This is a genomic window from Myxococcus sp. CA039A, assembly GCF_013336645.1.
Classification (GTDB): Bacteria; Myxococcota; Myxococcia; order Myxococcales; family Myxococcaceae; genus Myxococcus; species Myxococcus llanfairpwllgwyngyllgogerychwyrndrobwllllantysiliogogogochensis.
The window spans coordinates 1-25,805 of the sequence record NZ_JABUMQ010000068.1 but is presented as its reverse complement, the minus strand read 5'-3'; the positions used below and the strand labels follow the sequence as shown (position 1 = coordinate 25,805).

The window sequence follows — 25,805 nt, the reverse complement described above, 5'->3', positions numbered from 1 at the left end:
TGAAGGCAAGGCCCCCGGGTTGCAAGGAAAACCCCGGAGGCCGCCCGTCTGGGTTCAGGTTTTCGCGCTCTCCCGGTCATGACCGGGCTCCGGGCTCTTGGGCCAGATGAGCGACGCGACGATGGCGGCCAGGAGGATGCCGCCAATCACACCCAGCGACAGGGCGATGGGGAGGTGGATGTCAAAGTACGTAATCAACATCTTCACGCCCACGAAGGCCAGGATGCCGCTCAGCCCCAGCTTCAGGAAGTGGAACTTGTCCATCAGGCTGGCCACCACGAAGAACAGCGAGCGCAGGCCCAGAATCGCGCACACGTTGGACGTGTAGATGATGAACGCGTCCTGGCTGATGCCCAGCACCGCGGGGATGGAGTCCAGGGCGAACAGCAGGTCCGTCGCCTCCACCACCAGGAGGACGATGAACAGCGGCGTCACCTTGCGGCGGCCATCCTCGGTGAGGAAGAAGCGGCTGCCCTCGCCCAGCCGGGCCACCGGCAGCACCCGGCGCGCCAGCTTGACGATGCCCTTCTGCTCCGGGTCCATCTCCTCGTCCTTGGAGACGAGCATCTTCACCGCGGTGAAGACGAGGAAGGCGCCGAACAGGTAGATGAGCCAGTGGAAGCGCTGCACCAGCGCGGCGCCGGCGATGATGAGCACCGCGCGCATGATGAACGCGCCGATGATGCCCCAGAACAGCACCCGGTGCTGGTGCTCCGCCGCCACCCGGAAGTAGCTGAACACCATCAGGAAGACGAACAGGTTGTCGACGGAGAGCGAGTACTCCACGACATACGCCGTCAGCCACTGGAGCGCCGGGGTGCTCCCCGAGAAGTGCCAGATGCCCCCGCAGAACGCGAGGCTGATGGAAATCCACACCAGCGTCCAGATGCCCGCTTCCTTGGGCGTCACCGCGTGGTCCTTGCGGTGGAACAGACCAAGGTCCACGGCGAGCATCGCCAGGACGAAGAGGTTGAAGCCCACCCAAAGCGCGACTTGCGTATTCACGTATGAATCCTGTTTCAGAAACAGCCGGCGCACCCTAGCGGTGGCGCGTCCGGGCGTCGACACTTCCGTACAACCAGGGCCCCTCCCACCTTCAGGGGCCCGACCACCCCATCACTCCGTCGCGGGTCGGCGCAGCACCATCAGCGAGCGCCCCGCCACCTGCACCTTGCCGCCAGCGGGTGTGTGTGTGTGCTGGGACTCCGCCGCCGTCGAGGTGTCCACCACCTGCTCCCAGTCGGCGCCCCACTCCAGGGCGGGCAGGAGGAAGGAGATGGGCTCGTGGTGCGCGTTCATCAGGACGAGCACGGTGTCGCCGACAATCCGGTTGCCCTCGTCATCCGGCGTGGCGATGGCGTCGCCGCCCAGAAGGAAGGCGAGGGAGCGGACGTAGGGCTTCTCCCAGTCGTCCTTCTTCATCTCCTTGCCGTCGGGGCGGAACCACGCCAGGTCCTTCAGCTCGCTGTCCCACATGTGCGCGCCGCGGAAGAAGCGGCGCTTGCGCAACACGGGCTGCTCGCGGCGCAGGCGGGTGAGGCGGCTGGTGAACTCCAGCAGGGAGCGCTGCGTGTCGGTCAGCTCCCAGTCCACCCACGACAGGGCGTTGTCCTGGCAGTAGGCGTTGTTGTTGCCCTTCTGGGTGCGGCCCATCTCATCGCCGGCCACCAGCATGGGCACGCCCTGGGACACGAAGAGCGTGGCCAGGAAGTTGCGCTTCTGCTGCTCGCGCAGGGCGTTGACCTTCGCGTCGGTCGTCTCGCCCTCCACCCCGCAGTTCCAGGAGTGGTTGTCGTTGGCGCCGTCGCGGTTCTCCTCGCCGTTGGCCTCGTTGTGCTTGTCGTTGTACGTGACAAGGTCGTGCAGCGTGAAGCCGTCGTGCGCGGTGACGAAGTTGACGCTCGCGGTGGGCTTGCGGCCGGACAGCGCATACAGGTCCGAGCTGCCGGTGAGCCGGTAGCCAATCTCCGCCGCCTGCCGGTCGTCACCCTTCCAGTAGCGGCGGATGGTGTCGCGGTACTTGCCGTTCCACTCGCTCCACAGCACCGGGAAGTTGCCCACCTGGTAGCCGAAGTCGCCCACGTCCCAGGGCTCGGAGATGAGCTTCACCTGACTGAGCACCGGGTCCTGGTGGAGAATCTGGAAGAAGGCCGCGCGCGTGTCGTAGCCGTGCCTGTCGCGGCCCAGCGTGGTGGCCAGGTCGAAGCGGAAGCCGTCCACGTGCATCTCCTCCACCCAATAGCGGAGCGAGTCGGCGACGAGCTTCAGCGCGTACGGGTGCGTGGCGTTCCACGAGTTGCCCGTGCCCGTGACGTCCAGGTAGTAGCGCGGGTCCTTCTCCGTGAGGCGGTAGTACGCGCCGTTGTCCACGCCCTTGAAGGACAGCGTGGGGCCCAGGTGGTTGCCCTCGCAGGTGTGGTTGTAGACGACGTCGAGGATGACCTCGATGCCGGCGCGGTGAAGCGCCTTCACCATGGCCTTGAACTCGTCCACCTGGCCGCCCCGGGAGCCCGCGGCGCTGTAGCGCGAGTCCGGCGCGAAGTAGCCCAGCGTGCTGTAGCCCCAGTAGTTCGTCAGCTTCCGCTCGGCGAGGAAGGGCTCGTCGACGATGTGGTGGATGGGCAGGAGCTCCACCGCGGTGACGCCCACCTTCTTCAGGTGTTCGATGACGGCCGGGTGGCCCAGCCCCGCGTAGGTGCCCCGGAGGTCCTCCGGCACGCGCGGGTGCAGCTTGGTGAAGCCCTTGACGTGCAGTTCGTAGATGACCGTCTGGTGCCAGGGCACGCGGGGATGGGTGTCGCCCCCCCAGTCGAACGAGTCCGCCAGCACCACGCCCTTGGGCACGGCCGCGGCGTCGTCCTGCTTGTCCTGGACCAGGTCCTCTTCCTTGCCGCCGGCCACGTACCCGTAGATGGCGCCGCGGTAGTCCACGCCGCCGTGGATGGCGCGGGCGTACGGGTCCACCAGCAGCTTGTGCGGGTTGAAGCGCAGGCCCTTCTTGGGCTCGAAGGGCCCGTGGACCCTGAGGCCGTAGAGCGTCCCCGGCGTCAGGTCCGGCACATAGCCGTGCCACACCTGGTGCGTGTTCTCCAGGAGCGGGAAGCGGCGCGTCTCCTTCGACGGCTCATCCGCGTCGTAGAGGCAGATCTCCACCTTCTTCGCATGCTCACTGAAGACCGCGAAGTTGACCCCATGCCCGTCGTACGTGGCGCCCAGGGGGAACGGCTTCCCTGGAAGCACCTCGGCCCTCCTCATCCAGTGCTCCTCTCCAGCAGCACCACCGGGAACCCCGACAGGAGCGGCGCGAGAGGCAGCACCACGCCACCCGACCCACGCTCGGGCCGTACCTGTCGCCCGGTGAAGACATCGCGGAACATCATGCCCGCATATGCCTCCGGAAGGTCGAGGAACGTGTTCTCATACGCACCGGCCAGCCCCTCGGAAGACTCCAGCGCGGACAGGGTGTAGCGCGGCGAGCACACCAGGATGACGGAGTCCTCCAGCTCGCGCACGAAGGCCACCGCCGCCTGGGCCCGGGGCCCGGACAGCTCCAGGGCCTTGTAGCCCCCGTTGCGGAACAACTCCGCGTGACGCTGCCGCAGCCGCAGCACGCGCGACAACAAGAAGAGCTTCGCCTGGCCGTCGTCCAGGGTCTCCACCAGTCGCGCGCACAGCCCCACCCGGTCCTCCTTCGCCCGCGCGTCCAGCGCATCCAGCAACTGAGCGCGCACGGCGAAGTCCACCGGCCGGCGGTTGTCCGGGTCCACCAGCGACAAGTCCCACAGCTCGCAGCCCTGGTAGGTGTCCACCACGCCGGGCGAGGCCAGCTTCAAGAGCAGCTGGCCCAGGGCGTTGTGCTGTCCCGCGCGCTCGATGCGGCGCTTGAAGCGGCGCACTTCCTCCAGGAAGGTGGCGCCCTTGTCCCCGTCGAAGCAGGCGTCCACGAAGCCGGCCACCGCGTCGTCATAGGCGCTGTCCGGGTTGGTCCACGAGGTGCGGACCTTGGCCTCCTTGATGGCCTTGGCCATGTACTCGCGCACCCGGCGGTGGAAGTCCGCCATCGCCTCCGGTGACTGGGACTCGCCCATGGGCCATGCGCCCACCACCGTCTGGAGGAAGAGGTAGACGTCATTGGGGCTGGGCGCGGGTCCGGAGGGCAGCGGCGTCACGAACTTCTCGGTGAGGCGCATCCACCGCCGCGCCAGCTTGCGCCAGTCCTCGGGCACCTCCGTCACGACGTTGATGCGGGCGCGCACGTCCTCGCTGCGCTTGGTGTCGTGGGTGCTGGACGTGAGCTGGCTCGCGGGCCAGTGCTCCGCGCGCTCCTGGTTGCGCAGGTGGAAGGTGTTGGCGCGCACCCCGAAGCGCTCCGGCTCGCCGCCCACCTCGTTGAGGCTGACCAGCCGGTTGTAGATGTAGAAGACGGTGTCCTCCAGGCCCTTGGCCATGACGGGCCCCGTCACCTGCTGGAGCTTCATCGCGAAGCGGAGCATGACGGCGCGCTCGCGCTCGTCGGACTGCTCCGGGTAGCGACCCAGGATGATGTCGCGCAGGAAGTCGAAGATGGAGGCGTTGGTGGTGGCGTTGCGCTCCTTGGCGCGCTGAATCGTCCACTCCACGTACTGCACGTCGCGCGCGTCCAGCCCCGGCCGCCAGCCATCCACGTAGGTCCGGTACACGGGAAACAGCGCGACGAACTCCACCAGCGCGCGCCGCAGCGAGTTGAGCGTGAAGTCGCGCGTGCGCCGGCTCATCTCGGAGATGCGGTTGAGCTCGTGGGCCAGCACGTTGATTTCACTGGCCATGGACACGCGCATGATGAGGAGCTTCTTCTGGTAGACGAGTTCCGCGAAGTCGCCCTTCTCCCCGGTGAGCCGCTCGTACGTCTCCGTCAGGTGTGTCTCCGCCGCCGGGTGCACGAAGAGGCCGCTCACCGCGTTGGCGAAGCGGTAGCCGGTGGTGCCGTGCACCGCCCACGCCTCGGGAATCCGCTCGCGACCGCCTTGTATCTTCTCCACCACCACGTACAGCGCCTTGCGCAGGGGACTGGACGGGTTCTCCGTCACCTCCGCCCGCCAGCGCTCGCGCAGCGCGGCCTCCACGCCGGGCCAGCGCGTGTCGTCCCCCGCCTGCTCCTGGAGGAACAGCGCGTGCGCGCGCTCCACGAAGTAGCGCTCCTGCAAGTCCAGGAAGTACGCGGTGGGGTCGAACAGGCCGTCCGGATGGTCGATGCGCAGCCCCGTGACGCAGCCCTCGCGCAGCCAGCGGAAGATGAGCGCGTGCGCCTCCTGGAAGACCTCCGGGTCCTCCACGCGGATGGCGGCCAGCCCGTTGATGTCGAAGAAGCGCCGGTAGTTGATCTCCTCGCCCGCCACCCGCCAGTGCGCCAGCCGGAAACTGCACGAGGACAGCACCGCGTCCAACAGGTCGAACGAGCGCGGGTTGCCCGGCTCCCCGTTGAACACGCGGACGTTGTCCTCGATGTACAAGAGCGCCTCTTCGCTGGACGCCGCCACCGCGGCCAGGCGCCGCTTGATGACCTCCTTCTCGCGGTGCCTCTCCACGACGCGGGCGCGTTCGACCTCCGTGCGCAGCGGCAGGTGGTCTATCGCGGTGAGGATGGAGAGCAGCTCCACCATGGGCGCGGCCTCGGTGCCCAGCCGGGCCTCCAGCCGCTCCAGGCCGTGGCGGAGGATGCGGCCGTACTGCCGGGGCGCCACCGGCAGCAGGTGGTCGTAGTAGTGGATGAAGAAGGCGCCCTCGCGGAAGGACAGCTTCAGCTCCCCGCGCTCCAGGACGATGCCGTACTGGTCTCCCAGAATCGGCAGCAGCACCTTGTCGTGCAGCTCGTCCTTCACCGGCGACCAGTCGATGTCGAAGTACTTGGCGTAGACGGACGAGGGGCCGTTCTCCAGCACGTCGAACCACAGGCGGTTGTCGCGCTCGATGCCCATGTGGTTGGGCACCACGTCCAGCACCTGCCCCAGTCCGTGCTCACGCAAGCTGGCGCACAGGGCCGCGTGGTCCTCCGGCGAGCCGACCTCCGGATTGAGCCGCGTATGGTCCACGCAGTCGTAGCCGTGGGTGCTGCCCGGTGTCGCCTTGAGATAGGGCGAGGCGTAGAAGTCGCTCACGCCCAGGCGGGCCAGGAACGGCACCACCTCTCGCGCCTGCTGGAAGGTGAACCCTCGGTGCAGTTGGACCCGATAAGTGGACAGCGGCGTGCGGGGACGCGGCCCCAGCTCCTGCTTCACGCGAGCGAACAGTCCCTCCGCCAGGGACTCCGCGCTCAGGGTGGCACCCGACGCCCCCGTGGGAGCGGTTCCCTCTTCTTCCAGTCCGTCGAGCAACATGGGGACCAGAGGTAGGGCTCCCGCGCGCCTGACGCCAGCGTGGGGTGTGACTTCCGCCCTCTATCCAACGCTCCAAGAGCCTGGATTGACGTGCGCACGGCACACGCGCGCGCACCAAAAAGCAGAGGGCTCGCCGAAACTTCCGGAGAGCCCTCGGGGATGCAACTGCCGGGTGGCCCCGGCGACGGTGTCAGCTCAGCTGCTTGTTCACCAGCGAGGTCATCTCGAACATGGTGACGTTCTTCTTGCCGCCGAAGATCGGCTTGAGCTTGTCGTCGGCGTTGATCTGCCGCTTGTTCTTCGCATCCTGGAGGTTGTTCTTCTTGATGTAGGCCCAGAGCTTCTTGACGACCTCGGTGCGCGGCAGCGGCTTGGCGCCGACAATCTCAGCCAGGGCGGCGGAAGGAGTCATCTCCTTCATGAACGACGCATTGGGCGCACGCTTCTTGGCAGCAGGGGCCTTCTTGGCGGCGGGAGCCTTCTTCGCAGCAGCTTTCTTGGCGGCCATTCGTCTTGAGTCTCCTCCCCTCCGAAGGGGACGTTGTGCGGCCTCGCTTGATTTTAAGCCAGTGCCGGTGGGGCGTAGGTAGCACGCCCAAGCCCGAAAAACAGCCCTCTCCTGCGTTTTTCCCTCTAGAAACGCCCTACGCAACGCGTTTCATGCCCGAGAAACCGGCTCCGCAACACGGTTCTCGCTCGGACGACCCCCTCTCGCGGCGCATCCCGCCCCGAGAATCCGGCCCCAGCGCCACTTTTCCCTCGGGAAGAGCCTCGCGGGACGACTCCGGAGGCCGACCATCCGGCCTCGCGCGGGGTCCTCCCTCGCGGGTTCGCGACAGGGGACGTGGGATTCCTCTTGCGGACGAGGTGTACTTTTTCGGATGAAACGACCCATGCGAGCCCTCATCACCGGAGCCGGTGGCTTCCTTGGAATCTGGTTGGCCCGTGCCCTGGCGGCACGCGGCGACACCGTGACGTGCCTCTTGCGCCCTCGGGGAGACGCCTCGGGACTGGCCGGCATCTCCTATAAGCGCGTGGAGGGAGACGTGACGGACGCGGCCTCGCTGCGCCCCGCCGTGGAGGGACAGGACGTCGTCTTCCACCTCGCCGGAGTTCGCCGCGGCGCGACACGCGAGGACTTCATGCGCGTCAACGCGGAGGGCACGCGCCTGTTGTGCGACGCCATGGTGGCCGCGGGTCACCGTCCGCGTCTGGTCCTGGTCGGCTCGCTGGCGGCCATGGGGCCCTCCTCCCCCACCCGCCCGCACGTCGAGGAGGACGCCTTCCAGCCGCACGAGTGGTACGGCGAGAGCAAGGCGGAGGCGGAGCGCATCGCCTTCTCCTATGGAGACCGGCTGCCGGTGACGGTGTCCCGCCCGCCGCGCATCCTCGGCCCCGGTGACCATGAGAACCTCACCTTCTTCAAGCTGGTGAAGAAGGGCATCCGCCTGGAGCTGGTGGGCGGCCCCCGTCCCCTCACCATGGTGGACGTGGAGGACGTGGTGGACGCGCTGATTCTCCAGGCCGAGCACCCCAACGCCGTGGGCCAGGCCTTCTTCTGCGCGGGCCCGGGCGCTCCTCTTTCCCTGGAAGCCGTGCAGGACCTGGGAGCGAAGGCGCTGGGGCTTCAACCCCGCACGGTGCGCGTGAGTCCCTGGGCGCTGAGCGCCCTCGCCTCGGCGGCGGACGGCGTGTCGCGGGTGACGGGCAAGATGCTCCCCCTGAATCGGAAGCTGGCCCGACAGCTCCTCGCGCCCGCCTGGACCTGCTCCAGCGCGAAGGCCGAGCGCCTCCTGGGGTTTCACCCTCGGAGGGATTTGGAGGACTCCATCCGCCGCAGCGCCGAGTGGTACCGCGAGCAAGGCTGGCTCTAGCCATGCTAGCAGGGGTGGGGGAGCCTTCCCCCGTCCCAGCGTCGTTGACCTCACCCCCCTTGGAGTGTCAGGAAGCCCGCTGCCACATGCCCTCGAAAGCCGCCTTTTTCGATGTCGACGGGACGCTCGTGAAGACGAACGTCGTCCACGTCTACGCGTACTACGCGATGAACCGGGGCTCCGTGCTGGGCATCGCGGGACGGACCTTGAGCACCGCCCTCAGCGTGCCCCTCTTCGGTGCCATGGACACGCTGGACCGCAAGACGTTCAACGAGTTCTTCTACCGTTATTACGCGGGGTTGACCGAGGACCGCCTCGTCACCATCGCCGAGGACATGTTCGAGGACGTGCTGCAGCCCGCGCTCTTCGAGCAGTCCCAGGACCTCATCGACCAGGCCCGCCGCAGCGGGTGCAAGGTCGTGCTGGTGACGGGGGCGCTGGACTTCACCATGCGTCCGCTCGCCCGGCACCTGGGCGCCGATGACCTGATCGCCAACAAGATGCAGTTCGTGGGCGGCAAGGCCACCGGCAAGGTGATTCCGCCCATCATCGAAGGCGCGAACAAGGCCAACTCCATCCGTGCCTATTGCGCCAAGGAGGGCCTGACGCTGGACAAGTGCCACGGCTACTCCGACAGCGCCTCCGACTACGCCATGCTCGCGGTGGTGGGTCGTCCCACCGCGGTGAACCCGGACCTGCGGCTGCGCTCCATCGCGCGCGCCTACAACTGGCCCATCCTCGACCTCAAGTAGTCCCCTTGCCCGCCATGCGCCCGTTCAAGACGCTCCAGAAGCTGTACGACGAGGAAAGCCAGGTCGTCATCACCGAGAAGGGCAGCCCTCCGCGCGCCCTCTTCTACGGTGAGGGCTTCCTCCAGGAAGACCTGCCCGTGGGTACCCGGGTCATCTTCCCCCGCCCCCCCATGGCCGGCGTGCCCAACGTCAAGGCCGCCATCCGCTGGGCCATCAACCACCCGGACGGGATGGACCCGCTGCACGCGCTGCTCAAGCCGGGCATGCGACTGACGTGCGTCATCGACGACATCAGCGTGCCCCTGCCGCCCATGGTGACGCCGGACGTGCGCCAGTCCATCCTGGAGGTGGTGCTGGAGCTGGCCGCCGACAGCGGCGTGGATGACGTGCACCTGGTCATCGCCAACGCGCTGCACCGTCGCATGACGGAAGCGGAGATGAAGCGGATGGTGGGCGAGAAGATCTACGACGCCTACTACCCGGACCGCTACTACAACCACGACGCGGAAGACCCGGATGGCATCGTCGCGCTGGAGCGCACGTCCCACGGCGAGGAAGTCTCCGTCAACCGCCGCGTCGCGGAGAGCGACCTCATCGTCTATGTGAATGTGAACTTCGTGCCCATGAATGGCGGGCACAAGTCCATGGGCACCGGCGTGTCCAACTACGCGTCGCTGCGCCACCACCACAATCCGAAGACCATCCGCGAGTCGGACAGCTACATGGAGCCGAAGGCGAGCGCGCTGTACCGCAGCAACGAGCGCATCGGCCGCAACATCGACAAGCACCTGAAGGTCTTCCACATCGAGACCACGCTGAACAACCGCATGTTCGGCGCGCCCACGGACTTCCTCGCCAAGCGCGAGGAGGACTACACCGAGGGCGACCGGCTGAAGTTCCAGGCCATGCGCTACGCGTTGTCCAAGCTGCCGCGCGCGGCGGCGCGCAAGATTCTCAACGCCGTCCCCGCGCCCTACGACGTCACGGGCGTGTTCGCCGGGGCCACCGAGCCCGCGCACGCCAAGACGCTGGAGACCAGCTGGAAGCAGTACGTGGTGCCGGTGGAGGGGCAGAGCGACATCGTCATCTTCCCCATCCCCTTCGTGTCTCCGTACAGCGTCAACTCCATCCTCAACCCGCTGCTCGTGCAGGTGATGGGGCTGGGCTACTTCTTCAACCTGAACCGCGGCGTGCCGCTGGTGAAGAAGGGCGGCGTGCTCATCCTGCTGCACCCGGCCTACGACGAGTTCGACCCGGAGCACCACCCCAGCTACATCGAGTTCTTCCACCGGCTGCTTCCCGAGACGCGTGACTCCATGAAGCTGGAGCACAAGTACGAGAAGGAGTTCGCGGAGAACCCCAGCTACGTGCACCTGTACCGCAAGAACAACGCGTACCACGGCGTTCACCCCTTCTACATGTGGTACTGGGGCGAGAACGGTCGCCAGCACGTGGGCAAGGTCATCGTCGCGGGCGCGGAGAACAACCACGTCCCCGCGCTGCTCGGGTGGGACCGCACCGACACGCTCACCGAGGCCATCGAGGAAGCGCGCGGCTTCATGGGCCGCTCGGCCACCATCAGCCTGTTGCGCATTGCCCCCACGGTGATGGTGGACGTGAAGTGAGGCCGGACATGTCACCGCAACCCGAGCTGAACGTCTCCCAGGTCTTCACCGGCAAGCGCCTCTTGTTCGCGGGCGCCACGGGCTTCGTGGGCAAGGTGACGCTGTCCATGCTGCTGCACCGCTACGGGCAGGAGCTGGAGCGGGTGTACGTGCTCGTCCGCAAGGGCAGCGCGGCCTCCGCCGAGCGTCGCTTCTTCGACAAGGTCGCCACCAGCGAGCCCTTCCAGCCCCTGCGCGACACGTATGGGGAAGAAGGCGCGCTCGAGTTCCTGCGCAAGAAGTGCCACGTCCTCGACGGCGACATCACCGACCCGTGGGTGGGCCTGGAAGAAGCCCAGGTGGCGGAGCTGACGGGCAAGGTGCACGCCTTCGTCAACTGCGCGGGCCTAGTGTCCTTCAACCCGTCGCTGGAGGTGGGCCTCAACGTCAACACCCACGGCGTGAAGTACGCGGTGGAGCTGGCGCTGCGCTGGGCGGTGCCCCTCATCCACATGTCCACGTCCTTCGTCGCGGGCAACCGCAGCGGGCTCGTGTTCGAGGACGAGGAGGTCCGAGGCTACTTCCCGAAGAAGGAGGAGCTGGACGGGCGCGACTTCAGCCTGGAGCAGGAGCTGAAGGACGCGGAGCGCATCGTGGCGCGGCTGCGCGAGCAGGCCGATGACCGGGCGCTGACGTCCACCTTCCGCAAGAAGGCGTTGGACCGGCTGGCCGAGGAAGGCCGCGACGTCAACGACGAGAAGACGCTGCGGCTCGCGGTCGGCCGTGAGCGCAAGCTGTGGCTGAGCGGCGAATTGGTGCGCGCGGGCATGGAGCGCGCGGCGCACTGGGGCTGGCCCAACACGTACACGTACACGAAGTCCCTGGGCGAGCAGGTCATCGCCGGTACGCCGGGGCTGCGCTACGCGATTGTGCGGCCCTCGATTGTGGAGAGCGCGCGGCACTTCCCGTTCCCGGGTTGGAATGAGGGCTTCACCACGTCCGCCCCGCTGGCCTTCGCCGGCATCAAGGGCCCGGGTGGCATCCCCGCGGGCGAGAACACCATCCTGGACATCATCCCGGTGGACCAGGTGGCGGGCGCGACGATTGGCATCACCGCGCAGTCCATCGACGTGGAGGAGCGGCGCGTCTACCAGCTCGCCTCGGGCGACGTGAATCCGTTCTACGCCAGCCGCTCCGTGGAGCTGGTGGGCCTGTACCGGCGGCGCTACTACCGGAACAAGGAGTCGGGCAACAAGGTGCTCAACTCGCTGCGCTCGCGGCTGGAGCCGCAGCCGGTCAGCAAGCTCGAGTTCGAGTGGATGAGCGCGCCCATGCTCGTCCGGGGCGCCAAATTCCTGAGGAAGGCCATCGACGAGGTGCGGCCCGCGTGGGGCGCGCCCGCCGTGCAGGCGATGCTGGACAAGGCCAAGGTCTCGCTCGAGGAAGTGGAGACGAGCAACGCGGGCCTCATCGCGATGACGGACCTGTTCCTCCCCTTCCTCTACGAGAACCGGTACGTCTTCCGCTGTGACAACACGCGCTCGGTCTACACGCGCATGGTGCACTCGGACCGGCTGAAGATTCCGTGGGACCCGGAGCACATCGACTGGCGCGCGTACTTCATGGAGACGCACCTGCCGGGCCTGGAGAAGTGGGTGTTCCCCGGCCTGGAGGAGGAGCGCGAGAAGCGCACCGTCATCCCCGCGCACAGGGACTTGCTGGAGCTGTTCGAGGCGACGGTGCATGCGTACCGGCACCGGGTGGCCTTCCGGATGGTGGCGGGCGAGAAGGAGGAGCGCTTCACCTTCGGCGAGGTGCACCGCTACGCGGCGCGCGTGGGCAGCTTCCTGGTGCGCTCGGGCGTGAAGCCTGGAGACCGGGTGCTGCTGGTGTCGGAGAACCGGCCCGAGTGGGGCACGTGTTTCTTCGGCATCCTGCGCGCGGGCGCGACGATGGTGCCGGTGGACCCGGGGTTGAGCGAGGCGGAGGTCATCAACATCGCGAAGCGGGCGGAGGCGAAGGTCTGCCTGATGTCCGAGGACGCGACGCGGGACTTCTCCGGCCTGCTCGGCGCGCTGGGTGACAACGTCATCATCGCCAGCCTCGCGGAGGCGATGACGGGCGACCCGGCGTACCCGGAGGACCGCATCGGGCCGGTGCGCAAGTCCGCGTCGGCGGATGACCTGGCGAGCCTCATCTTCACGTCGGGCACGACGGGCACGCCCAAGGGCGTGATGCTCACCCACCGCAACTTCTCCTCGCTGGTGGCGAAGCTGGCCGGCGTGTTCAACGTGGGCGTGGGTGACGGCGTGTTGTCCGTGCTGCCCCTGCACCACACGTTCGAGTTCTCCGCGGGTTTCCTCACCCCGTTCTCACGGGGCGCTGAAATCACGTACATCGACGAGCTGACGTCGGACCGGCTGGGCGAGGTCTTCGAGACGGGCCGCATCACCGCGATGATTGGCGTGCCGGCGCTGTGGCAGTTGCTGCACCGGAAGATGACGCAGGAGTTCGCCAGCCGTCCGCCGCTGGTAGAGCAGGCCATCAAGGCGATGATGGCCACGCACGGCGAGCTGCGGAACCGCGCCAACGTCAACCTGGGCAAGCTGCTGTTCTGGCCCGTGCACCGCAAGTTCGGCGGGCGCATCAAGGTGCTGGTGTCCGGTGGTTCGGCGCTGCCCGAGGAAGTGCACAAGGCCTTCCACGAGCTGGGCTTCAACATCACGGAGGGCTACGGCCTGACGGAGGCCGCGCCGGTGCTCGCCGTCGCGTCGCCCGGCAACAAGCGCACGCCTGGCTCGGTGGGCAAGCCGCTCACGGGCATCGAAGTGCGCATCCTCCATCCGGACAACGACGGCATTGGCGAGGTGCTGGCCAAGGGCCCCAACGTCATGGCGGGCTACTTCGGAGACCGCGAGGCGACGGAGGCGGTGCTGAAGGAAGGCTGGCTGCACACCGGCGACCTGGGCCGCGTGGACGCGGAGGGTCGGCTGTACCTGGTGGGTCGAGCCAAGGACGTCATCATCGACCACAACGGGAAGAACATCTACCCGGACGAGTTGGAGGAGCTGTACCAGGAGCACCCGCACGTCAAGGAGCTGTCCATCGTCGGTCTGCCGGACGACGCGGGTGGCGAGAAGGTGGCGTGTCTGTGCGTGCCGGACTACGGCGACCGCCCCCGCGAGGAGGTGCGCCGCGACCTGGAGGAGCACTTCCGCAAGGTGGGCGCGGGCATGCCCTTCTACCGGCGCATGAAGGTGCTGCGCTTCTGGGATGGCGAGCTGCCGCGCACCTCCACGCGCAAGGTGAAGCGCAAGCAGGTGGTGGAGGAGCTGCAGCGGCTGGAGCGCGTGGCGGCCAGCGCCACCAAGGCGCGTGAGAAGGTCGCCGCCACGGTGGCGGGCACCGGCGGCGCGTCCGAGTGGCTCTACCCGCTCATCGCCGAGGTCTGTCACAAGCCACTCGCGGACGTGCGTCCGGAGACGCACCTCACGGGGGATTTGGGCTTCGACTCGCTGATGCTCACGGAGCTGTCCTCCGCGCTGGAAGGCGCGGGTGTGCCGCTGCCGGCGATTGAGGATTTGACGCAGGTGCAGACCGTGGAGGACCTGCGCAAGGTGGTGGTGGCGTCGGGTCGCAGGCCGTCCGCGGAGACCCGGGCGAAGGAGATCTCCAAGGAGAACGCGAAGGCGGAAGAGGTGGAGATTCCGGTGCCGGACGTCGTCGCGGACGTGGGCCGGCAGCTGCTGTCCTTCGGGCAGAAGGTCCTCTACGGCGGCGTCTTCGACGTGAAGGTGACGGGCCGTCCCTTCATCCCGATGAACCGCAACTTCCTGGTCATCGCCAACCACGCCAGCCACCTGGACGCGGGGCTGGTGCGCGTGGTGCTGGCGGAGCAGGGAGACCGGCTCGTCTCGCTGGCCGCGCGCGACTACTTCTTCGACACGCCGCTCAAGCGCGCGTGGTTCGAGAACTTCACCAACCTGGTCCCCATCGAACGGCACGGCTCGCTGCGCCAGTCGCTGCGCCAGGCGGGCGAGGCGCTGCGTCAGGGCTTCAACGTCCTCATCTTCCCGGAGGGCACCCGCTCACCCACCGGAGAGCTGCAAGAGTTCAAGTCCACGCTGGGCTATCTGGCGTTGACGTACCGGGTGGACGTGCTGCCGCTCTACATCCACGGAGCCTTCGACGCGCTGCCCAAGGGGAGCGTCTTCCCCAAGTCCAAGGACCTCAAGGTGAGCATCGGCCCCGCGCTGGGACACGAGGCGCTGCGTGCTCGCACGCAGGGCATGGCGCGCTCGGAGAGCTACCGCTACGCCACCCGCATCGCCGAGGACGCGGTGCGCGAGCTGCGTGACGGACGCGTCCTCAACCTGGGCGGACCGCCCTCGACGGACGTGGATGTCCTGCCCGCGCTCCCCTCGGGAGGGAAGAACTCGTGAAGCTGCTCGTCACTGGAGGCACGGGATTCCTGGGCACGCATCTGGTGCCCAAGCTGGTGGCGGCGGGCCACACGGTGCGCCTCATCGGGCGCTCGCGTCCGACGGGGCCGGCGTATGCGGGCACGGAGTACGTCGCGGGTGACTTGAAGGACCGGGACGCGGTGCGCCGCGCGCTGGACGGCGTGGAGGGCGTCTATCACCTCGCCGGGCTCGTCTCCTTCCAGCCGAAGGACGCTCGGAAGATGTTCGAGCTGCACGTGGACAGCACGCGAGAGCTCTTGCGCGACGTGCGCGAGGCGGGCGTGAAGCGCGTCGTCCTCGCGTCCACGTCCGGCACCACGGCGGTATCGAAGGAAGAGGCGGTCTTCGACGAGTCCGCTGACTATCCGATTACCGTGGTAGCGCGGTGGCCGTACTACATCTCCAAAATCTACGAGGAGAAGCTGGCGCTGGAGTACTGCCGCAAGCACGCCATTCCGCTCGTGGTGCTCAACCCCAGCCTGTTGATGGGGCCGGGGGATGACCGGCTGTCTTCGACGTGGACGGTGGTGAAGTTCCTCAACCGGGAGATTCCGGCGATGCCGGGTGGCGGCATCTCCTTCGTGGACGTGCGCGACGCCGCGGAGGCGTTCCACCAGGCGCTCACCCGGGGCGAGCTGTACAGCCGCCACCTGATGGGCGTGAACATGACGACCCGGGAGTTCTTCCAGCGGCTGGAGCGCCTCACCGGCGTGCCCGCGCCCCGGCTGCGGCTGCCCGCGCAGGTGAACATCCTGGGTGGCCAGTTGCTGGAGCGCTGGGCGAAGCTGCGCGGCACGCCCGCGCCGTTGGACCCGCAGGAAGTGGAGATTGGCGAGCACTACTTCTGGCTGGACGCCGGCAAGGCGGAGGCCGAGCTGGGCTTCCGCGCGCGCGACGTGCAGGAGACGCTGGTCGACACCGTGAAGCACATCTACGGGAAGCTGCCGCCCGGGAGCCTGCCCGGCACCAAGGGCCGGCTCGGCGACCTGCGCGAAGGCACCTGAGCGTTTCGCGCACGGTGAGGAGCGCCGCCCCACACGAAGGGCGGCGCTTCACCCATCTCCGGTGTGGTGCCCCGGACGGACGTTCCGCAACGTCACGGCCGCGAGCACCGAGAGCGCGAGGAAGACCCCCGCGCCAATCGCCGCGGCGGTGTTGAGTCCCACGGTGAAGGACTCCCGCGCGGCCCCCAGCAGGGAAGCCTGGAGCAACGGTGGGAGCGAGGGCACCACGGCCGCCGTGCCGATGAGGCTCTCTCGGACTCGGTCGGCGACCTCCATCGGGATGTCGGGCATCACCACCGTGTCCATCCGCTTCCGGTAGATGAAGGTGCCCAGGCTGCCCATCAGCGCGACGCCCAGGGCGAAGCCCAGCTCATTGGCGGTCTCCGAGGCCGAGGCCGCGGAGCCTGCCTTCTCCGGGGGCGCCGAGCCCACCACCAGGTCCGTGCCCAGAACGGCCATGGGCGCGAAGCCGATGGCCGCCACGACGGTGCCGACCACCAGCAACATGCCTCCACCCACGCTGTCCGCCTGGGTCATCACCGCATAGCCCAGGCTCGACAACATCAGCCCCGCGGCCATGATGAAGCCCGGGCGCATCCGCCGGATGATGAAGGGCCCCAAGAGCGAGCTCGCCATCATCCCCACCATCTGCGGCACCATCCGCAGCCCGGCGTCCAGGGGAGACAGCCCCGCCACCAACTGGAAGTACATGGGGACGAGCAAGGCCATCCCGCCCGAGCAGATGGCCATGAACAGCATGATGACCAGCGTCGCGCTGAACGCACGGTTCGCGAACAGCCGGGGGTCCAACAGGGGATGGGCCAGCCGCCCCTGACGCCGGACGAACACCACGCCCAGGGCGAGTCCTCCCAGCAGCACCGCGGCGGGCAGCGGATGCCAGCCATATCGGGCCAGCTGCTTGAGGCCATAGACGGTGGGGAGAATCGCGGCCAGCGACAACACCACGCTGGTCAGCTCCACGCGGCCTCCCGCGGGGTCCTTGTACTCGGGGAGCAACAGCGGCGCCGCCACCAGCAACACCCCCATCACCGGGACGCCCATCAGGAACGCGGCGCCCCACCAGAAGTGTTGCAACAGCAGCCCACCGAGCAGCGGCGCGACGACCATGCCCAGGAGGAAGCAGTTGAGCCACACGGCGATGGCCAGCGAGCGCTGCCGTGGCACCTGGAACATGTTGCTGATGAGCGCCAGCGTGGAGGGCATCAGCGTCGCGCCAGCCATGCCCAGCGCGGCACGCGAGGCGATGAGCATCTCCGGAGTGCGGGAGTACGCCGCCGCCACCGACGCGAGACAGAAGGCCGAGGCTCCTATCAGCAGCAGCTTGCGCCGGCCGATGCGGTCTCCCAGCGTGCCCATCGTCACGAGCAGGCCGGAGAGCATGAAGCCGTAGATGTCCATGATCCACAGCTGCTGCACGCTGCTCGCCCCCAGCTCCGCGCTCAGGTGCGGCAACGCCAGATAGAGCACGCTGACATCCACGGAGATGAGCAGCGTGGGGAGCGCGAGCACCACCAGGCCAATCCACTCCTTGCGTCCCGCCAGGGGAGGCGCTCCGCCCACCGCATCCTGGGACTTCATCATCACGTCACCCTCTCCCACTTTCAGTGCTTCCATCCAGGGGACTCACGCTTCCCCATCGTCGATTCCAACCCGTGGAGCCCAGACGCCATGCACGTGCGTCCATGACATCAGGGGGGCCTGCCAGGCACAGGGGGCTGTCTGCCTGGAGCGTCGTCGCCGCGCACAAGGCGCACGCCTGCGTGACGCACCGGCCACTGCACGTCACGTCCACTGGAGTGCCGTCTCGACCTCAGCGCTCTCTAGCGCGCCTGACACCTGGACGGGCCCGAGCACGCCGTGACGGCGAGCCAGGGCACACTCCAAGCCTCGCACAGCGGCCGGGGCTCCGAGCAGTCAGCAGGAAATCCGGAGCAACCGAAGCCGCGTCGCCCGCTCGAGGTGGACCTAGCGCCGACCCACCGACGCGCGGGCGCGGTCCACCATCTTCCCCGCCCAGGGCTCCGAGCGGTGACTCCACACCCACGCGGCGCCCAGGAAGCTCAGCCCGAGCAGCACGAGCACCAGCCGCGCCAGCTTGGAAGGCCCCTGTTCGCCCTGCGCCATGACTAGCCCACCACCCGGTTGCGGCCCGTCTTCTTGGCCTTGTACAGGTTGGCGTCCGCCACCTTGATGAAGTGGGTGGGCTCCGTCATGTCCACCGCCATCTCCGCCACGCCGATGGAGATGGTCACCGGAATCTCCTTCTCGTCGTAGACGAAGGACTTCTCCGCGATGAGCTTGCGAATCTTCTCCGCGAACAGGAGCGCCTTGTCCGGCCCGTCCTCGGGCATGACCACGGCGAACTCCTCGCCGCCGTAGCGCGCGAAGCACTGCTCACGGCGCACCAGCCGCTTGACGGACTGAGCCAACTCCCGCAGCACGTAGTCCCCGGCCAGGTGCCCGTGGACGTCGTTGATCTGCTTGAAGTGGTCGATGTCGAACATCATCAGCGACAACGTGCGCTGGTACCTGCTGGAGCGGCCCATCTCCCGCTCGAGGTACTCCAGGAAGAAGCGCTTGTTGTTCACGCCGGTGAGGCCGTCGGCGATGGTCAGCGTGTAGATGGTCTCGTGGTACTGGGTCTCGATGTTGTCGCCATCGAGGAACTTGAAGATGGAGCCCCCTACCTTGATGAGGTCGCCGCTGCGAAGCGGCTGGGCCTGGAGCACTTCCTGGTCGTTCAGGTAGGTGCCGTTGGTGGAACCCAAATCCTCCACCAGCATCTTCCCGCCCCGCCCCAGCACGCGGGCGTGCCGACGGGAGACGTTGTCCAGGTCCACCACGATGTGGTTGTGCTGGTCCCTGCCAATGGTCAGCTCGGAGTCGACAAGGTACTTCTTGCCGAGCTCCGGGCCGTGAATCTGGACGAGGCAGCACTCGGTGCTGCGCTCAGAGCGCAGATCCAGGGAGGAAATCTTGGTGACGCGCGTTTCGTCGCCTGACATCGCCGCCGAGGCTAGCACGACCCCCTTTTCGGAAGCCAAGTAACCCCTGCGGGAACCGTGCTTCCCGGCGCTCCCAGGAAGGCCCCGACGGCGACGATGTCCCACATCTGGGGAGTCCGGCCCGGTGAGGAGGACGTGGGCGGGCGGTTGGGCACTCAACGAAGGCAACCGAGCAGGCCTCGGCGGCCTTGTCGCCCGAGGGGGGCGGACTAACGTCCGGCCCAACTATGTCCAAAGTCCTGGCGATGATTCTGGCGGGCGGCGCGGGTACGCGCCTGGAGCCCCTCACCCGTGAGCGGGCCAAGCCCGCCGTCCCCTTCGGGGGACGCTACCGCATCATCGATTTCGCCCTCTCCAACTTCACCAACTCGGGTGTCTACCGGGTCAAGGTGCTCACCCAATACAAGAGCGATTCGCTCAACAACCACCTGTCCCGTGCCTGGCGGATGTCCGCCTTCCTGGGTCACTACGTGGAGGCGGTGCCCGCGCAGATGCGCACCGGCGTGGACTGGTACAAAGGCAGCGCCGACGCCATCTACCAGAACCTCAACATCATCACCGACGAGGAGCCGGACTTCATCTTCGTCTTCGGCGCGGACCACGTGTACCGGATGGACACGCGGCAGATGCTCGACTTCCACGTGTCCAAGCGGGCCGCGTGCACCGTGGCGGCCATCCCCGTCCCGATTGAGCAGGGGCGCGAGTTCGGCATCATCGACGTGGGCCCGGACGGGCGCATGCGCGCGTTCCTGGAGAAGCCCAAGGACCCGCCGCCCATGCCGGGCAACCCGAAGATGTGCCTGGCCTCCATGGGCAACTACCTCTTCACCACCGAGGTGCTGGTGCAGGAGGTGGTGCGCGACGCGGCCAACGAGACCAGCGCTCACGACTTCGGCAAGTCCATCATCAGCCAGATGTACAAGACGGCGCCGGTGTACGTGTACGACTTCGCGCAGAACGAGATTGCCGGGCAGGAGGGCAAGGAGCGCGGCTACTGGCGGGACGTCGGGAACATCGACGTGTACTACCAGTCCAACATGGAGCTGGTGGAGGTGGACCCCGTCTTCAACCTGTACAACGACCGCTGGCCCATCCACACGCAGTCCAACAACTACCCGCCGGCCAAGTTCGTCTTCGCGGACAAGGACAACCAGCGGGTCGGCCACGCCACGGACTCGCTGGTGGCCGAGGGCTGCATCATCTCCGGCGGGCACGTGAATCGCTCCGTGCTGTCCCCGAAGGTGCGCGTCAACTCGTACTCGGAAGTGGAGGCGTCCATCCTCTTCGAGAACGTCACCATCGGCCGCCGCAGCCGCATCCGGAAGGCCATCATCGACAAGAACGTGGAGATTCCGCCGGGGACGACCATTGGCTACGACCCGGTAGAGGACAAGCGGCGCTTCCACGTCACACCGGATGGCGTCGTCGTGATTCCCAAGGGCATGAAAGTGGTGTGAGGCGACCATGGGCTCATCGGGGGGCCTTCACCTGCGGCCAGCGCGCGACTCGGACCGTCGCGCGCTGTGGCGTGTCCACACCGAGGCGGTGGAGACGCTGTGCCAGGGTGTCTATGCCCCCGATGAGCTGAACACCTGGGTGAGTCTGCTGCGGCCAGAGGGTTACCTCCGGCCGGACCGGCCTCGCACGGTGCTGGTGGCGGAGCGAGGCCGCCGGCTGGTGGGCTTTGGCCAGCTCGATTCCCGCGCCGGAGAGCTGGAGGCCCTCTACGTGGTGCCGGACGAGGTGGGCCACGGCGTCGGCTCCCGTCTGCTCGCCGCGCTGGAGTCGGTGGCCTGGGGTGGCGGCACGCCGCTGCTGGGCCTGGATGCCAGCCTCAACGCGGAGGACTTCTACCGGCACCGCGGCTACGTGTCGCTGCACCCGGCCAAACGGCCGTTGACGCAACGGGTGCAGCTGGCCTGCGTGCGGATGCAGAAGCGCAGGCCCATGCTCTCCTCGCGGCGCGAGCCGAGCGCCGGGGCGATGACGTCTACCTGAAGGCGGCCTTGACCTCGGGCTTGGCGAGCACCACCAACGCCCAGATGCTGATGGGCAGGGCCAGACAGCCACAGGTGCCACAGCATGGCACGAGCGACGCGATGGCACCCGCCATGGCCAGTCCACGGCTCTGGAGCTGCCGCATCTTCAGCGCGCCGAAGAAGGTGAGCGCATTGAGGAGCAGCACCGGGCCGAACATCACCAGCCGCCCTCCCACGGAGACGAGCCAGTCGATGGTTTCCTTGTTCTGCTCCAGCATGTCCCGGTACGGCGCCAGGTTCGGGTCGTTGTAGAGCTGCTCCAGCTGCTCCGGGCCCACGGGCGTCGCGAGGTTCGTGAGCGCCCACAGGAACGTCACCGCGGAGGTGACCATCAGGAGGATGGCCGGCAGGGACACGGCCTCTTTCGGGTTCGTGCCAGGGAAGCCGTCTCCCGCGGGGGCTCCGTATACGTTCTCCATGTTTCCAGCTCCCATGACACGTGAAGGGTGCGCGGGCCCACGGCCCGGGACGGCGCGCATTCCAACCAGGAGGCGGTGCGGGCACCAAGCGAAATGGCGCCGCACCGTCCCCCAGTCGTCATGCTCATGCCTTGAAGGTGAGCAGGGGCGCCAGCCGCGCCACCTCGCGGACGATGCCCGCCTTCACCTGCGAGTCCACCACCGGACGGATGGGCTTGTAGGCGGCCGGAGCCTCCTCCACCCGCCGCTCCGAGCGCAGGGTGATGCAATCCACGCCCTTGAGCCCCAGCGCCGCCTCGCTCTGGTCCGCCCCACCGCGAGACAGGGAGAAGCGCGAGCGCGCCCGCCCGGCCCCATGCGACGCGGACTCCAGCGCCCGCGCATCGCCACACCCCACCATGAGGAAGGACGTGGCGCCCATGGAGCCAGGAATGATGACGGGCTGCTCGGCGCCCGCGGGGCAGGCCCCCTTGCGCGCCAACCAGCCCCCCTCGTACGGGAGGGTGAGGTTGTGCGGTACGTCGTAGACGAGCGGTGCCTCCACATCTCCGAACAGCTCGCGCAGCGTCTGTCGCAGAAGCTCCGCGAGCAGCAGGCGGTTGAGGAAGGCGTAGTTGGCGGCCGTGGCCTCCGCCTCCAGGTAGCCGGAGACGAGCGCCTCGTCGGCCAGGGGGAGGATGCCGCTCTCCGGGAAGGGAGCCCCTTGTGGCCACGCCTTGCGGGTGCGCTCACGCCAGGCGACCCCGACGTGTTTGCCCACGTCGCGGCTGCCAGTGTGAATCATGAACGCGAGCTGCCCCTCTCGCACGCCCCACTCCCAGGCTCGGGCCCGGTCCTCGACGGCCTCCACGCGCTGCACCTCGACGAAGTGGTTGCCTCCGCCAATGGTGCCCAGGCCCGCGTCGCGCACCACGCCCTCACGGGTGAGTGCGTCCGGTGCCCAGCTCGGGTTTCCTCGCAGCGCGCCGCCCAGGTGGATGCGGCCCACCTCCGCGTCGAGCTGCCCCAGGTCCGCCGTTCGCGCGCAGCCCAGCGGTGCGTCCAGCGTCTCCAGGAGCCAGCCTGGGATGCCGTCGCGCAGCAGGGCCGTGGACGCACGCGAGGACATCGCCACGTCCCTCGTGCCGAAGAAGTAGTGGCCCTTCATGCGCTCGACGAAGTCGTCGCGTCGAGCCAGGAAGTCCTCCACGGAGAGGTCCGCGACGTGCAAGCGCATGCCGCAGTTGATGTCGGTGCCCACGGCGCCCGGGACGACGAGACCCCGCGTGTGCAGCACCGAGCCGATGGCCACACCGGAGTCGCCCGGGTGGAAATCAGGAGTGGCGCGCACGCGCAGCACCTCGCCACCGCCCGGGTGCTTCAGGGCCGCGAGCTGTGCGAGTTGTTGGAAGGCCTTGCCCTCGACGGGCAGGTCCGGGGGAAGAAGCACCTCGGCGGGTGGCGCGTTCGCGTCACCGTGGAGGCGCACGGTGTAGAGGTGACCGTCATAGGTCACCTCGAGCCCCTCGCGGGCAAGCGCCCGCAGGAGCCGATTCAGTTTCGGCTGCATGACCCAACTCAGGGAATGCCCCGGTGCTCGCGTGCGAGCGGCTCGGGGAGACGTGGCGAAGAGAGATGGTGGACCTTGGGTCAGCAGCCGCGGTCGCCGGACGGCTCGAAAGCCATCCTCACCGCGCAGGGACGCAGGGCGCCCCGGGGACTGACGAAACAGTCCACCGGAGCGGCCACACCTCGTCCAAGGTCACGGCTCTATACACAGGACGGCTTTGCCCGCTCGACGAAGAGCCATGCGGCCGCGAGCAGCACGTCGCCGTCACTCCGTCGGGACTACACCGCCCCGGACAGGCCACCGTCGACGTTGATGGCCGCGCCACTGATGTAGCCGCCCCGAGGCGACAGCAGGAAGGCGACGACGTCCGCGAACTCCTCCGCGCGGCCCACCCGCCCCAGGGGAATGCCCGCGTTGCGCGCCATCTCCGCCTGGAACGACTCCACCGACTTGCCCAGCTCCTGCGCCCGGCGCACCCACTGGCCACTCTCGATGATGCCCACGAGTACCGCGTTCACGCGGATGTTCTTCGCCCCCAGCTCCTTCGACAGCGCCTTCGTGAGCGCCATGCCCGCCGCGCGCGAAACCGAGGACGGCGTGGACTGCGCCCCCGGAGACTTCGCGCCAATCGAAAGCACGTTGACGATGGACCCTCCCCCGGACTCGCTCAGGTGAGGCAGCACGTGCCGCGACGCCCGCACCGCCGCGAACAACTTGAGCTGGAGGTCCGTTTCCCACTCCGCGTCCGTCACCGAGGAGAACGGACGGGCCGAGGCAGTGCCGGCGTTGTTCACCAGCGCGTCCACCCGCCCCCACCGCGCATGGGCCGCGTCCACGAAGTGCTCGACCTCCCACGCCTTGGACACGTCCGCCTGCACCGCGAGGACATCACCACCCTCCGCGCGCAGGGCCGTGGCCGTGGCCTCCAGCCGCTCCGCGCCCCGGGCACACAAGGCCACTCGTGCCCCTTCCCGAACGAGCCGTCGGGCCACCGCCGCCCCCAGCCCGTCCGAGCCGCCCGTCACCAACACCACCTTGCCACCCAGCTCCAGGTCCATGTGCGCCTCCTTCGCGGTCCACGGCACCGGAGGCTCGCGAGAGCCTCCGGTATGGACACCGGCGCGCGACCGATGACGCCGCGCACGCAGCGGAGGCTACGCCATCACGCGGGCTGCTTCACGGGCACATGCCGCTTCTTGTCGAAGGCGGCCAGCGTGGTGGCGATTTCCTCGTTCACCAGCCGCAGCATGTCCTGCTTCTCGCGGAACGGGAGGAAGGCGCTCTTGAAGCCGGAGACGATGATGGTGGCCAGGTCATCGAGCGACAGCCCGAGTTCCTTGTGCGCCACCCACAATTCCTTCGTCACCGTGGTGTCGGTGATGAGGCGGTTGTCGGTGTTGATGGTCACCCGCAGGCCGTAGTCGAAGTAGAACTTCAACGGGTGCGCGGCGAGGCTCGACACCGCGCCCGTCTGCACGTTGGACGTCGGACAGACCTCCAGCGGAATCCGGTGGTCGTTGACGTAGTTGAGCAGGTCCCCGTCCTCGCGCAGCCGCGTGCCGTGGCCGATGCGGTGCGAGCCCAGGTTGTGGATGGCCTGGGAGATGGACTCGGGGCCGTACGCCTCGCCAGCGTGGGCGGTGCAGTTGACGTTGTTCTTCAGGATGAGCTGGAAGGCGTCCTTGTGGTCCTTGGCCGGGAAGCTGGCCTCGGCGCCCGCGAGGTCGAAGCCGATGACGCCCCGGTTCTTGTAGGCCACCGACAGCTCCGCCAGCCGCATGGACGTCTGCGGATTGATGTGGCGGATGCCGCAGACGATGACGCCGCACTTGATGCCCGTCTCGCGCTTGGCCACCCTCAGGCCCTCGAGCACCGAGTCGATGACGGTGGTCATCTTCAGGCCCTTCTGCAGGTGCAGCGCGGGCGAATAGCGCACCTCCAGCCACCGCACGTTCTCCGCCGCCGCGTCCACGGCCAGCTCATAGGCCGCGCGGTAGAGGGCATCCGCCGTCTGGAGCACGGAGAGCGTCACGTCGAACGCGACGAGGTACTCCTCCAGGCTCTCGCAGACCTCACCCATGTGGATGGCCTTGGCCAGTCCGTCCACGGTGTCCGAGGGCAGCTTGACCTTCTGCTGCTCGGCGAGCTCGAGAATGGTCTTCACCCGCATCGAGCCATCCAGGTGGCAGTGCAGGTCCGTCTTCGGCAAAGCGTGCAGCAGCTCTTCGGTCACCGCCAGCGTGGGGGGCGGGACGAAGTCCGTCCGCCGGGCTCCAGAAGGGATGCCGGTGGCGCTGGGAATCTCGTCGTCACGAATCGTAGGCATGGTCGAATTTCCTTCCTTACGCCATCCTCCAAACCATGTCGCCCCGCGCGTGTCCATGCAGGCACCTCGCCCTCGCCCTCACCCTGACACTGGTGACGGCCATGGGGTGCCGGGAGCCCGCGGAAACGGTCTTCCGGTACTCGACGGATGCATCCTCCCGCGCCGGGCTGACGCCCCTTCCGGACGGGGTCCTCACCGGGAACGAGGCCGGCGCCGTGGTGCGGTTGGACAGGACGGGGGCGCTGGTCTGGAGGGTGGCGCTCGGGCGGGAAGTGGCGACGCGGCCCGTCGTGGCCGGAGACAGCGTCATCGTCGGAACGGTCGCTGGAGACCTGGTGCGTCTGGCGCTCGCGGACGGGGCGGAGCGCTGGCGCCTCACCGGCGAGCCCCCGGTCC

General features: G+C 68.0%; 19 protein-coding genes. 8 read left to right on the top strand and 11 right to left on the bottom strand.

Translation table 11 applies throughout. From position 1 onward, the window contains the following. Nucleotides 1–54: 54 nt before the first annotated feature. The 4 genes from HR086_RS13990 to HR086_RS13975 all read right to left on the bottom strand — a co-directional run bounded on the left by HR086_RS13990 (nucleotide 55) and on the right by HR086_RS13975 (nucleotide 6,861). The gene (locus HR086_RS13990) at nucleotides 55–1,005 is read right to left on the bottom strand and encodes a TerC family protein (RefSeq protein WP_141642281.1); all 951 of its coding nucleotides are present in this window, start codon (nucleotides 1,003–1,005) and stop codon (nucleotides 55–57) included. 111 nt (nucleotides 1,006–1,116) lie between these two features. Then, nucleotides 1,117–3,255, bottom strand: a complete 2,139-nt coding sequence (gene glgX, locus HR086_RS13985) for a glycogen debranching protein GlgX (RefSeq protein WP_174456532.1) — start codon at nucleotides 3,253–3,255, stop codon at nucleotides 1,117–1,119. Beyond that, nucleotides 3,252–6,353: a malto-oligosyltrehalose synthase gene (gene treY / locus HR086_RS13980; RefSeq protein WP_174465874.1), complete on the bottom strand. Its 3,102-nt coding sequence runs from the start codon at nucleotides 6,351–6,353 to the stop codon at nucleotides 3,252–3,254. The genes glgX and treY overlap by 4 nt, the downstream gene beginning before the upstream one ends. 190 nt (nucleotides 6,354–6,543) lie before the next feature. Next, on the bottom strand, nucleotides 6,544–6,861 hold the full coding sequence (locus HR086_RS13975; RefSeq protein ID WP_141642278.1) for an SWIB/MDM2 domain-containing protein: 318 nt from the start codon (nucleotides 6,859–6,861) through the stop codon (nucleotides 6,544–6,546). A 385-nt stretch (nucleotides 6,862–7,246) separates the two neighbouring features. On the opposite strand from HR086_RS13975, the gene HR086_RS13970 reads away from it, so the two are divergent. The 5 genes from HR086_RS13970 to HR086_RS13950 all read left to right on the top strand — a co-directional run bounded on the left by HR086_RS13970 (nucleotide 7,247) and on the right by HR086_RS13950 (nucleotide 16,050). Continuing rightward, nucleotides 7,247–8,227 carry an NAD(P)-dependent oxidoreductase gene (locus HR086_RS13970; protein ID WP_174465881.1) on the top strand — a complete coding sequence of 327 codons (981 nt, stop codon included), beginning with the start codon at nucleotides 7,247–7,249 and terminating at the stop codon, nucleotides 8,225–8,227. Nucleotides 8,228–8,313: 86 nt separating this feature from the next. Next, nucleotides 8,314–8,979: an HAD family phosphatase gene (locus HR086_RS13965; RefSeq protein WP_141642277.1), complete on the top strand. Its 666-nt coding sequence runs from the start codon at nucleotides 8,314–8,316 to the stop codon at nucleotides 8,977–8,979. 14 nt (nucleotides 8,980–8,993) lie between these two features. Then, nucleotides 8,994–10,604: a lactate racemase domain-containing protein gene (locus tag HR086_RS13960; protein ID WP_141642276.1), complete on the top strand. Its 1,611-nt coding sequence runs from the start codon at nucleotides 8,994–8,996 to the stop codon at nucleotides 10,602–10,604. An 8-nt stretch (nucleotides 10,605–10,612) separates the two neighbouring features. Continuing rightward, the gene (locus HR086_RS13955; protein ID WP_141642275.1) at nucleotides 10,613–15,025 is read left to right on the top strand and encodes an AMP-binding protein; all 4,413 of its coding nucleotides are present in this window, start codon (nucleotides 10,613–10,615) and stop codon (nucleotides 15,023–15,025) included. Beyond that, the gene (locus HR086_RS13950; protein ID WP_174465873.1) at nucleotides 15,022–16,050 is read left to right on the top strand and encodes an NAD-dependent epimerase/dehydratase family protein; all 1,029 of its coding nucleotides are present in this window, start codon (nucleotides 15,022–15,024) and stop codon (nucleotides 16,048–16,050) included. Before HR086_RS13955 ends, HR086_RS13950 begins: the two co-directional genes overlap by 4 nt. A 48-nt stretch (nucleotides 16,051–16,098) precedes the next feature. Here HR086_RS13950 and HR086_RS13945 read toward each other — a convergent pair whose 3' ends face one another. The 3 genes from HR086_RS13945 to HR086_RS13935 all read right to left on the bottom strand — a co-directional run bounded on the left by HR086_RS13945 (nucleotide 16,099) and on the right by HR086_RS13935 (nucleotide 19,076). Further along, nucleotides 16,099–17,685 carry an MFS transporter gene (locus HR086_RS13945; RefSeq protein ID WP_217441794.1) on the bottom strand — a complete coding sequence of 529 codons (1,587 nt, stop codon included), beginning with the start codon at nucleotides 17,683–17,685 and terminating at the stop codon, nucleotides 16,099–16,101. 351 nt (nucleotides 17,686–18,036) lie between these two features. After that, the gene (locus tag HR086_RS13940) at nucleotides 18,037–18,195 is read right to left on the bottom strand and encodes a hypothetical protein (RefSeq protein ID WP_174462834.1); all 159 of its coding nucleotides are present in this window, start codon (nucleotides 18,193–18,195) and stop codon (nucleotides 18,037–18,039) included. A 2-nt stretch (nucleotides 18,196–18,197) separates the two neighbouring features. Further along, nucleotides 18,198–19,076 (bottom strand): GGDEF domain-containing protein, encoded by an 879-nt coding sequence (locus HR086_RS13935; RefSeq protein WP_141642273.1) that lies wholly within the window; start codon nucleotides 19,074–19,076, stop codon nucleotides 18,198–18,200. A gap of 227 nt (nucleotides 19,077–19,303) precedes the next feature. Between HR086_RS13935 and glgC the strand changes: the two genes are divergently transcribed. Both glgC and HR086_RS13925 read left to right on the top strand, forming a co-directional pair. Beyond that, nucleotides 19,304–20,533, top strand: coding sequence for a glucose-1-phosphate adenylyltransferase (glgC, locus tag HR086_RS13930; RefSeq protein ID WP_174462835.1), 1,230 nt, complete (start codon nucleotides 19,304–19,306; stop codon nucleotides 20,531–20,533). A 7-nt stretch (nucleotides 20,534–20,540) separates the two neighbouring features. Beyond that, nucleotides 20,541–21,074 (top strand): GNAT family N-acetyltransferase, encoded by a 534-nt coding sequence (locus tag HR086_RS13925; protein ID WP_141642271.1) that lies wholly within the window; start codon nucleotides 20,541–20,543, stop codon nucleotides 21,072–21,074. Here the strand turns inward: HR086_RS13925 and HR086_RS13920 are convergent. The 4 genes from HR086_RS13920 to add form a co-directional block, all read right to left on the bottom strand. Further along, nucleotides 21,067–21,534 carry a hypothetical protein gene (locus HR086_RS13920; protein WP_174462836.1) on the bottom strand — a complete coding sequence of 156 codons (468 nt, stop codon included), beginning with the start codon at nucleotides 21,532–21,534 and terminating at the stop codon, nucleotides 21,067–21,069. The genes HR086_RS13925 and HR086_RS13920 overlap by 8 nt on opposite strands. 124 nt (nucleotides 21,535–21,658) lie before the next feature. Further along, complete coding sequence (locus HR086_RS13915; RefSeq protein ID WP_174456540.1) at nucleotides 21,659–23,083, bottom strand: RtcB family protein; 1,425 nt, start codon at nucleotides 23,081–23,083, stop codon at nucleotides 21,659–21,661. Nucleotides 23,084–23,361: 278 nt separating this feature from the next. After that, complete coding sequence (locus HR086_RS13910) at nucleotides 23,362–24,141, bottom strand: SDR family NAD(P)-dependent oxidoreductase (protein WP_141642268.1); 780 nt, start codon at nucleotides 24,139–24,141, stop codon at nucleotides 23,362–23,364. Between the two features lie 104 nt (nucleotides 24,142–24,245). After that, nucleotides 24,246–25,409 carry an adenosine deaminase gene (gene add / locus HR086_RS13905; RefSeq protein ID WP_141642267.1) on the bottom strand — a complete coding sequence of 388 codons (1,164 nt, stop codon included), beginning with the start codon at nucleotides 25,407–25,409 and terminating at the stop codon, nucleotides 24,246–24,248. Nucleotides 25,410–25,510: 101 nt separating this feature from the next. Between add and HR086_RS13900 the strand changes: the two genes are divergently transcribed. Continuing rightward, on the top strand, nucleotides 25,511–25,805 hold a 295-nt coding region (locus tag HR086_RS13900; RefSeq protein ID WP_254626324.1), incomplete at its 3' end, for a PQQ-binding-like beta-propeller repeat protein.

Excerpts from the sequence above, each read along its gene's own strand:
- treY (WP_174465874.1), bottom strand. The coding sequence starts at position 6,353 with ATGTTGCTCGACGGACTGGAAGAAGAGGGAACCGCTCCCACGGGGGCG.
- HR086_RS13940 (WP_174462834.1), bottom strand. The coding sequence starts at position 18,195 with ATGGCGCAGGGCGAACAGGGGCCTTCCAAGCTGGCGCGGCTGGTGCTC.
- HR086_RS13945 (WP_217441794.1), bottom strand. The coding sequence starts at position 17,685 with ATGGAAGCACTGAAAGTGGGAGAGGGTGACGTGATGATGAAGTCCCAG.
- HR086_RS13910 (WP_141642268.1), bottom strand. The coding sequence starts at position 24,141 with ATGGACCTGGAGCTGGGTGGCAAGGTGGTGTTGGTGACGGGCGGCTCG.
- HR086_RS13960 (WP_141642276.1), top strand. The coding sequence starts at position 8,994 with ATGCGCCCGTTCAAGACGCTCCAGAAGCTGTACGACGAGGAAAGCCAG.
- HR086_RS13975 (WP_141642278.1), bottom strand. The coding sequence starts at position 6,861 with ATGGCCGCCAAGAAAGCTGCTGCGAAGAAGGCTCCCGCCGCCAAGAAG.
- HR086_RS13970 (WP_174465881.1), top strand. The coding sequence starts at position 7,247 with ATGCGAGCCCTCATCACCGGAGCCGGTGGCTTCCTTGGAATCTGGTTG.
- glgC (WP_174462835.1), top strand. The coding sequence starts at position 19,304 with ATGTCCAAAGTCCTGGCGATGATTCTGGCGGGCGGCGCGGGTACGCGC.
- HR086_RS13965 (WP_141642277.1), top strand. The coding sequence starts at position 8,314 with ATGCCCTCGAAAGCCGCCTTTTTCGATGTCGACGGGACGCTCGTGAAG.
- glgX (WP_174456532.1), bottom strand. The coding sequence starts at position 3,255 with ATGAGGAGGGCCGAGGTGCTTCCAGGGAAGCCGTTCCCCCTGGGCGCC.
- add (WP_141642267.1), bottom strand. The coding sequence starts at position 25,409 with ATGCCTACGATTCGTGACGACGAGATTCCCAGCGCCACCGGCATCCCT.
- HR086_RS13920 (WP_174462836.1), bottom strand. The coding sequence starts at position 21,534 with ATGGAGAACGTATACGGAGCCCCCGCGGGAGACGGCTTCCCTGGCACG.
- HR086_RS13925 (WP_141642271.1), top strand. The coding sequence starts at position 20,541 with ATGGGCTCATCGGGGGGCCTTCACCTGCGGCCAGCGCGCGACTCGGAC.
- HR086_RS13955 (WP_141642275.1), top strand. The coding sequence starts at position 10,613 with ATGTCACCGCAACCCGAGCTGAACGTCTCCCAGGTCTTCACCGGCAAG.
- HR086_RS13935 (WP_141642273.1), bottom strand. The coding sequence starts at position 19,076 with ATGTCAGGCGACGAAACGCGCGTCACCAAGATTTCCTCCCTGGATCTG.
- HR086_RS13915 (WP_174456540.1), bottom strand. The coding sequence starts at position 23,083 with ATGCAGCCGAAACTGAATCGGCTCCTGCGGGCGCTTGCCCGCGAGGGG.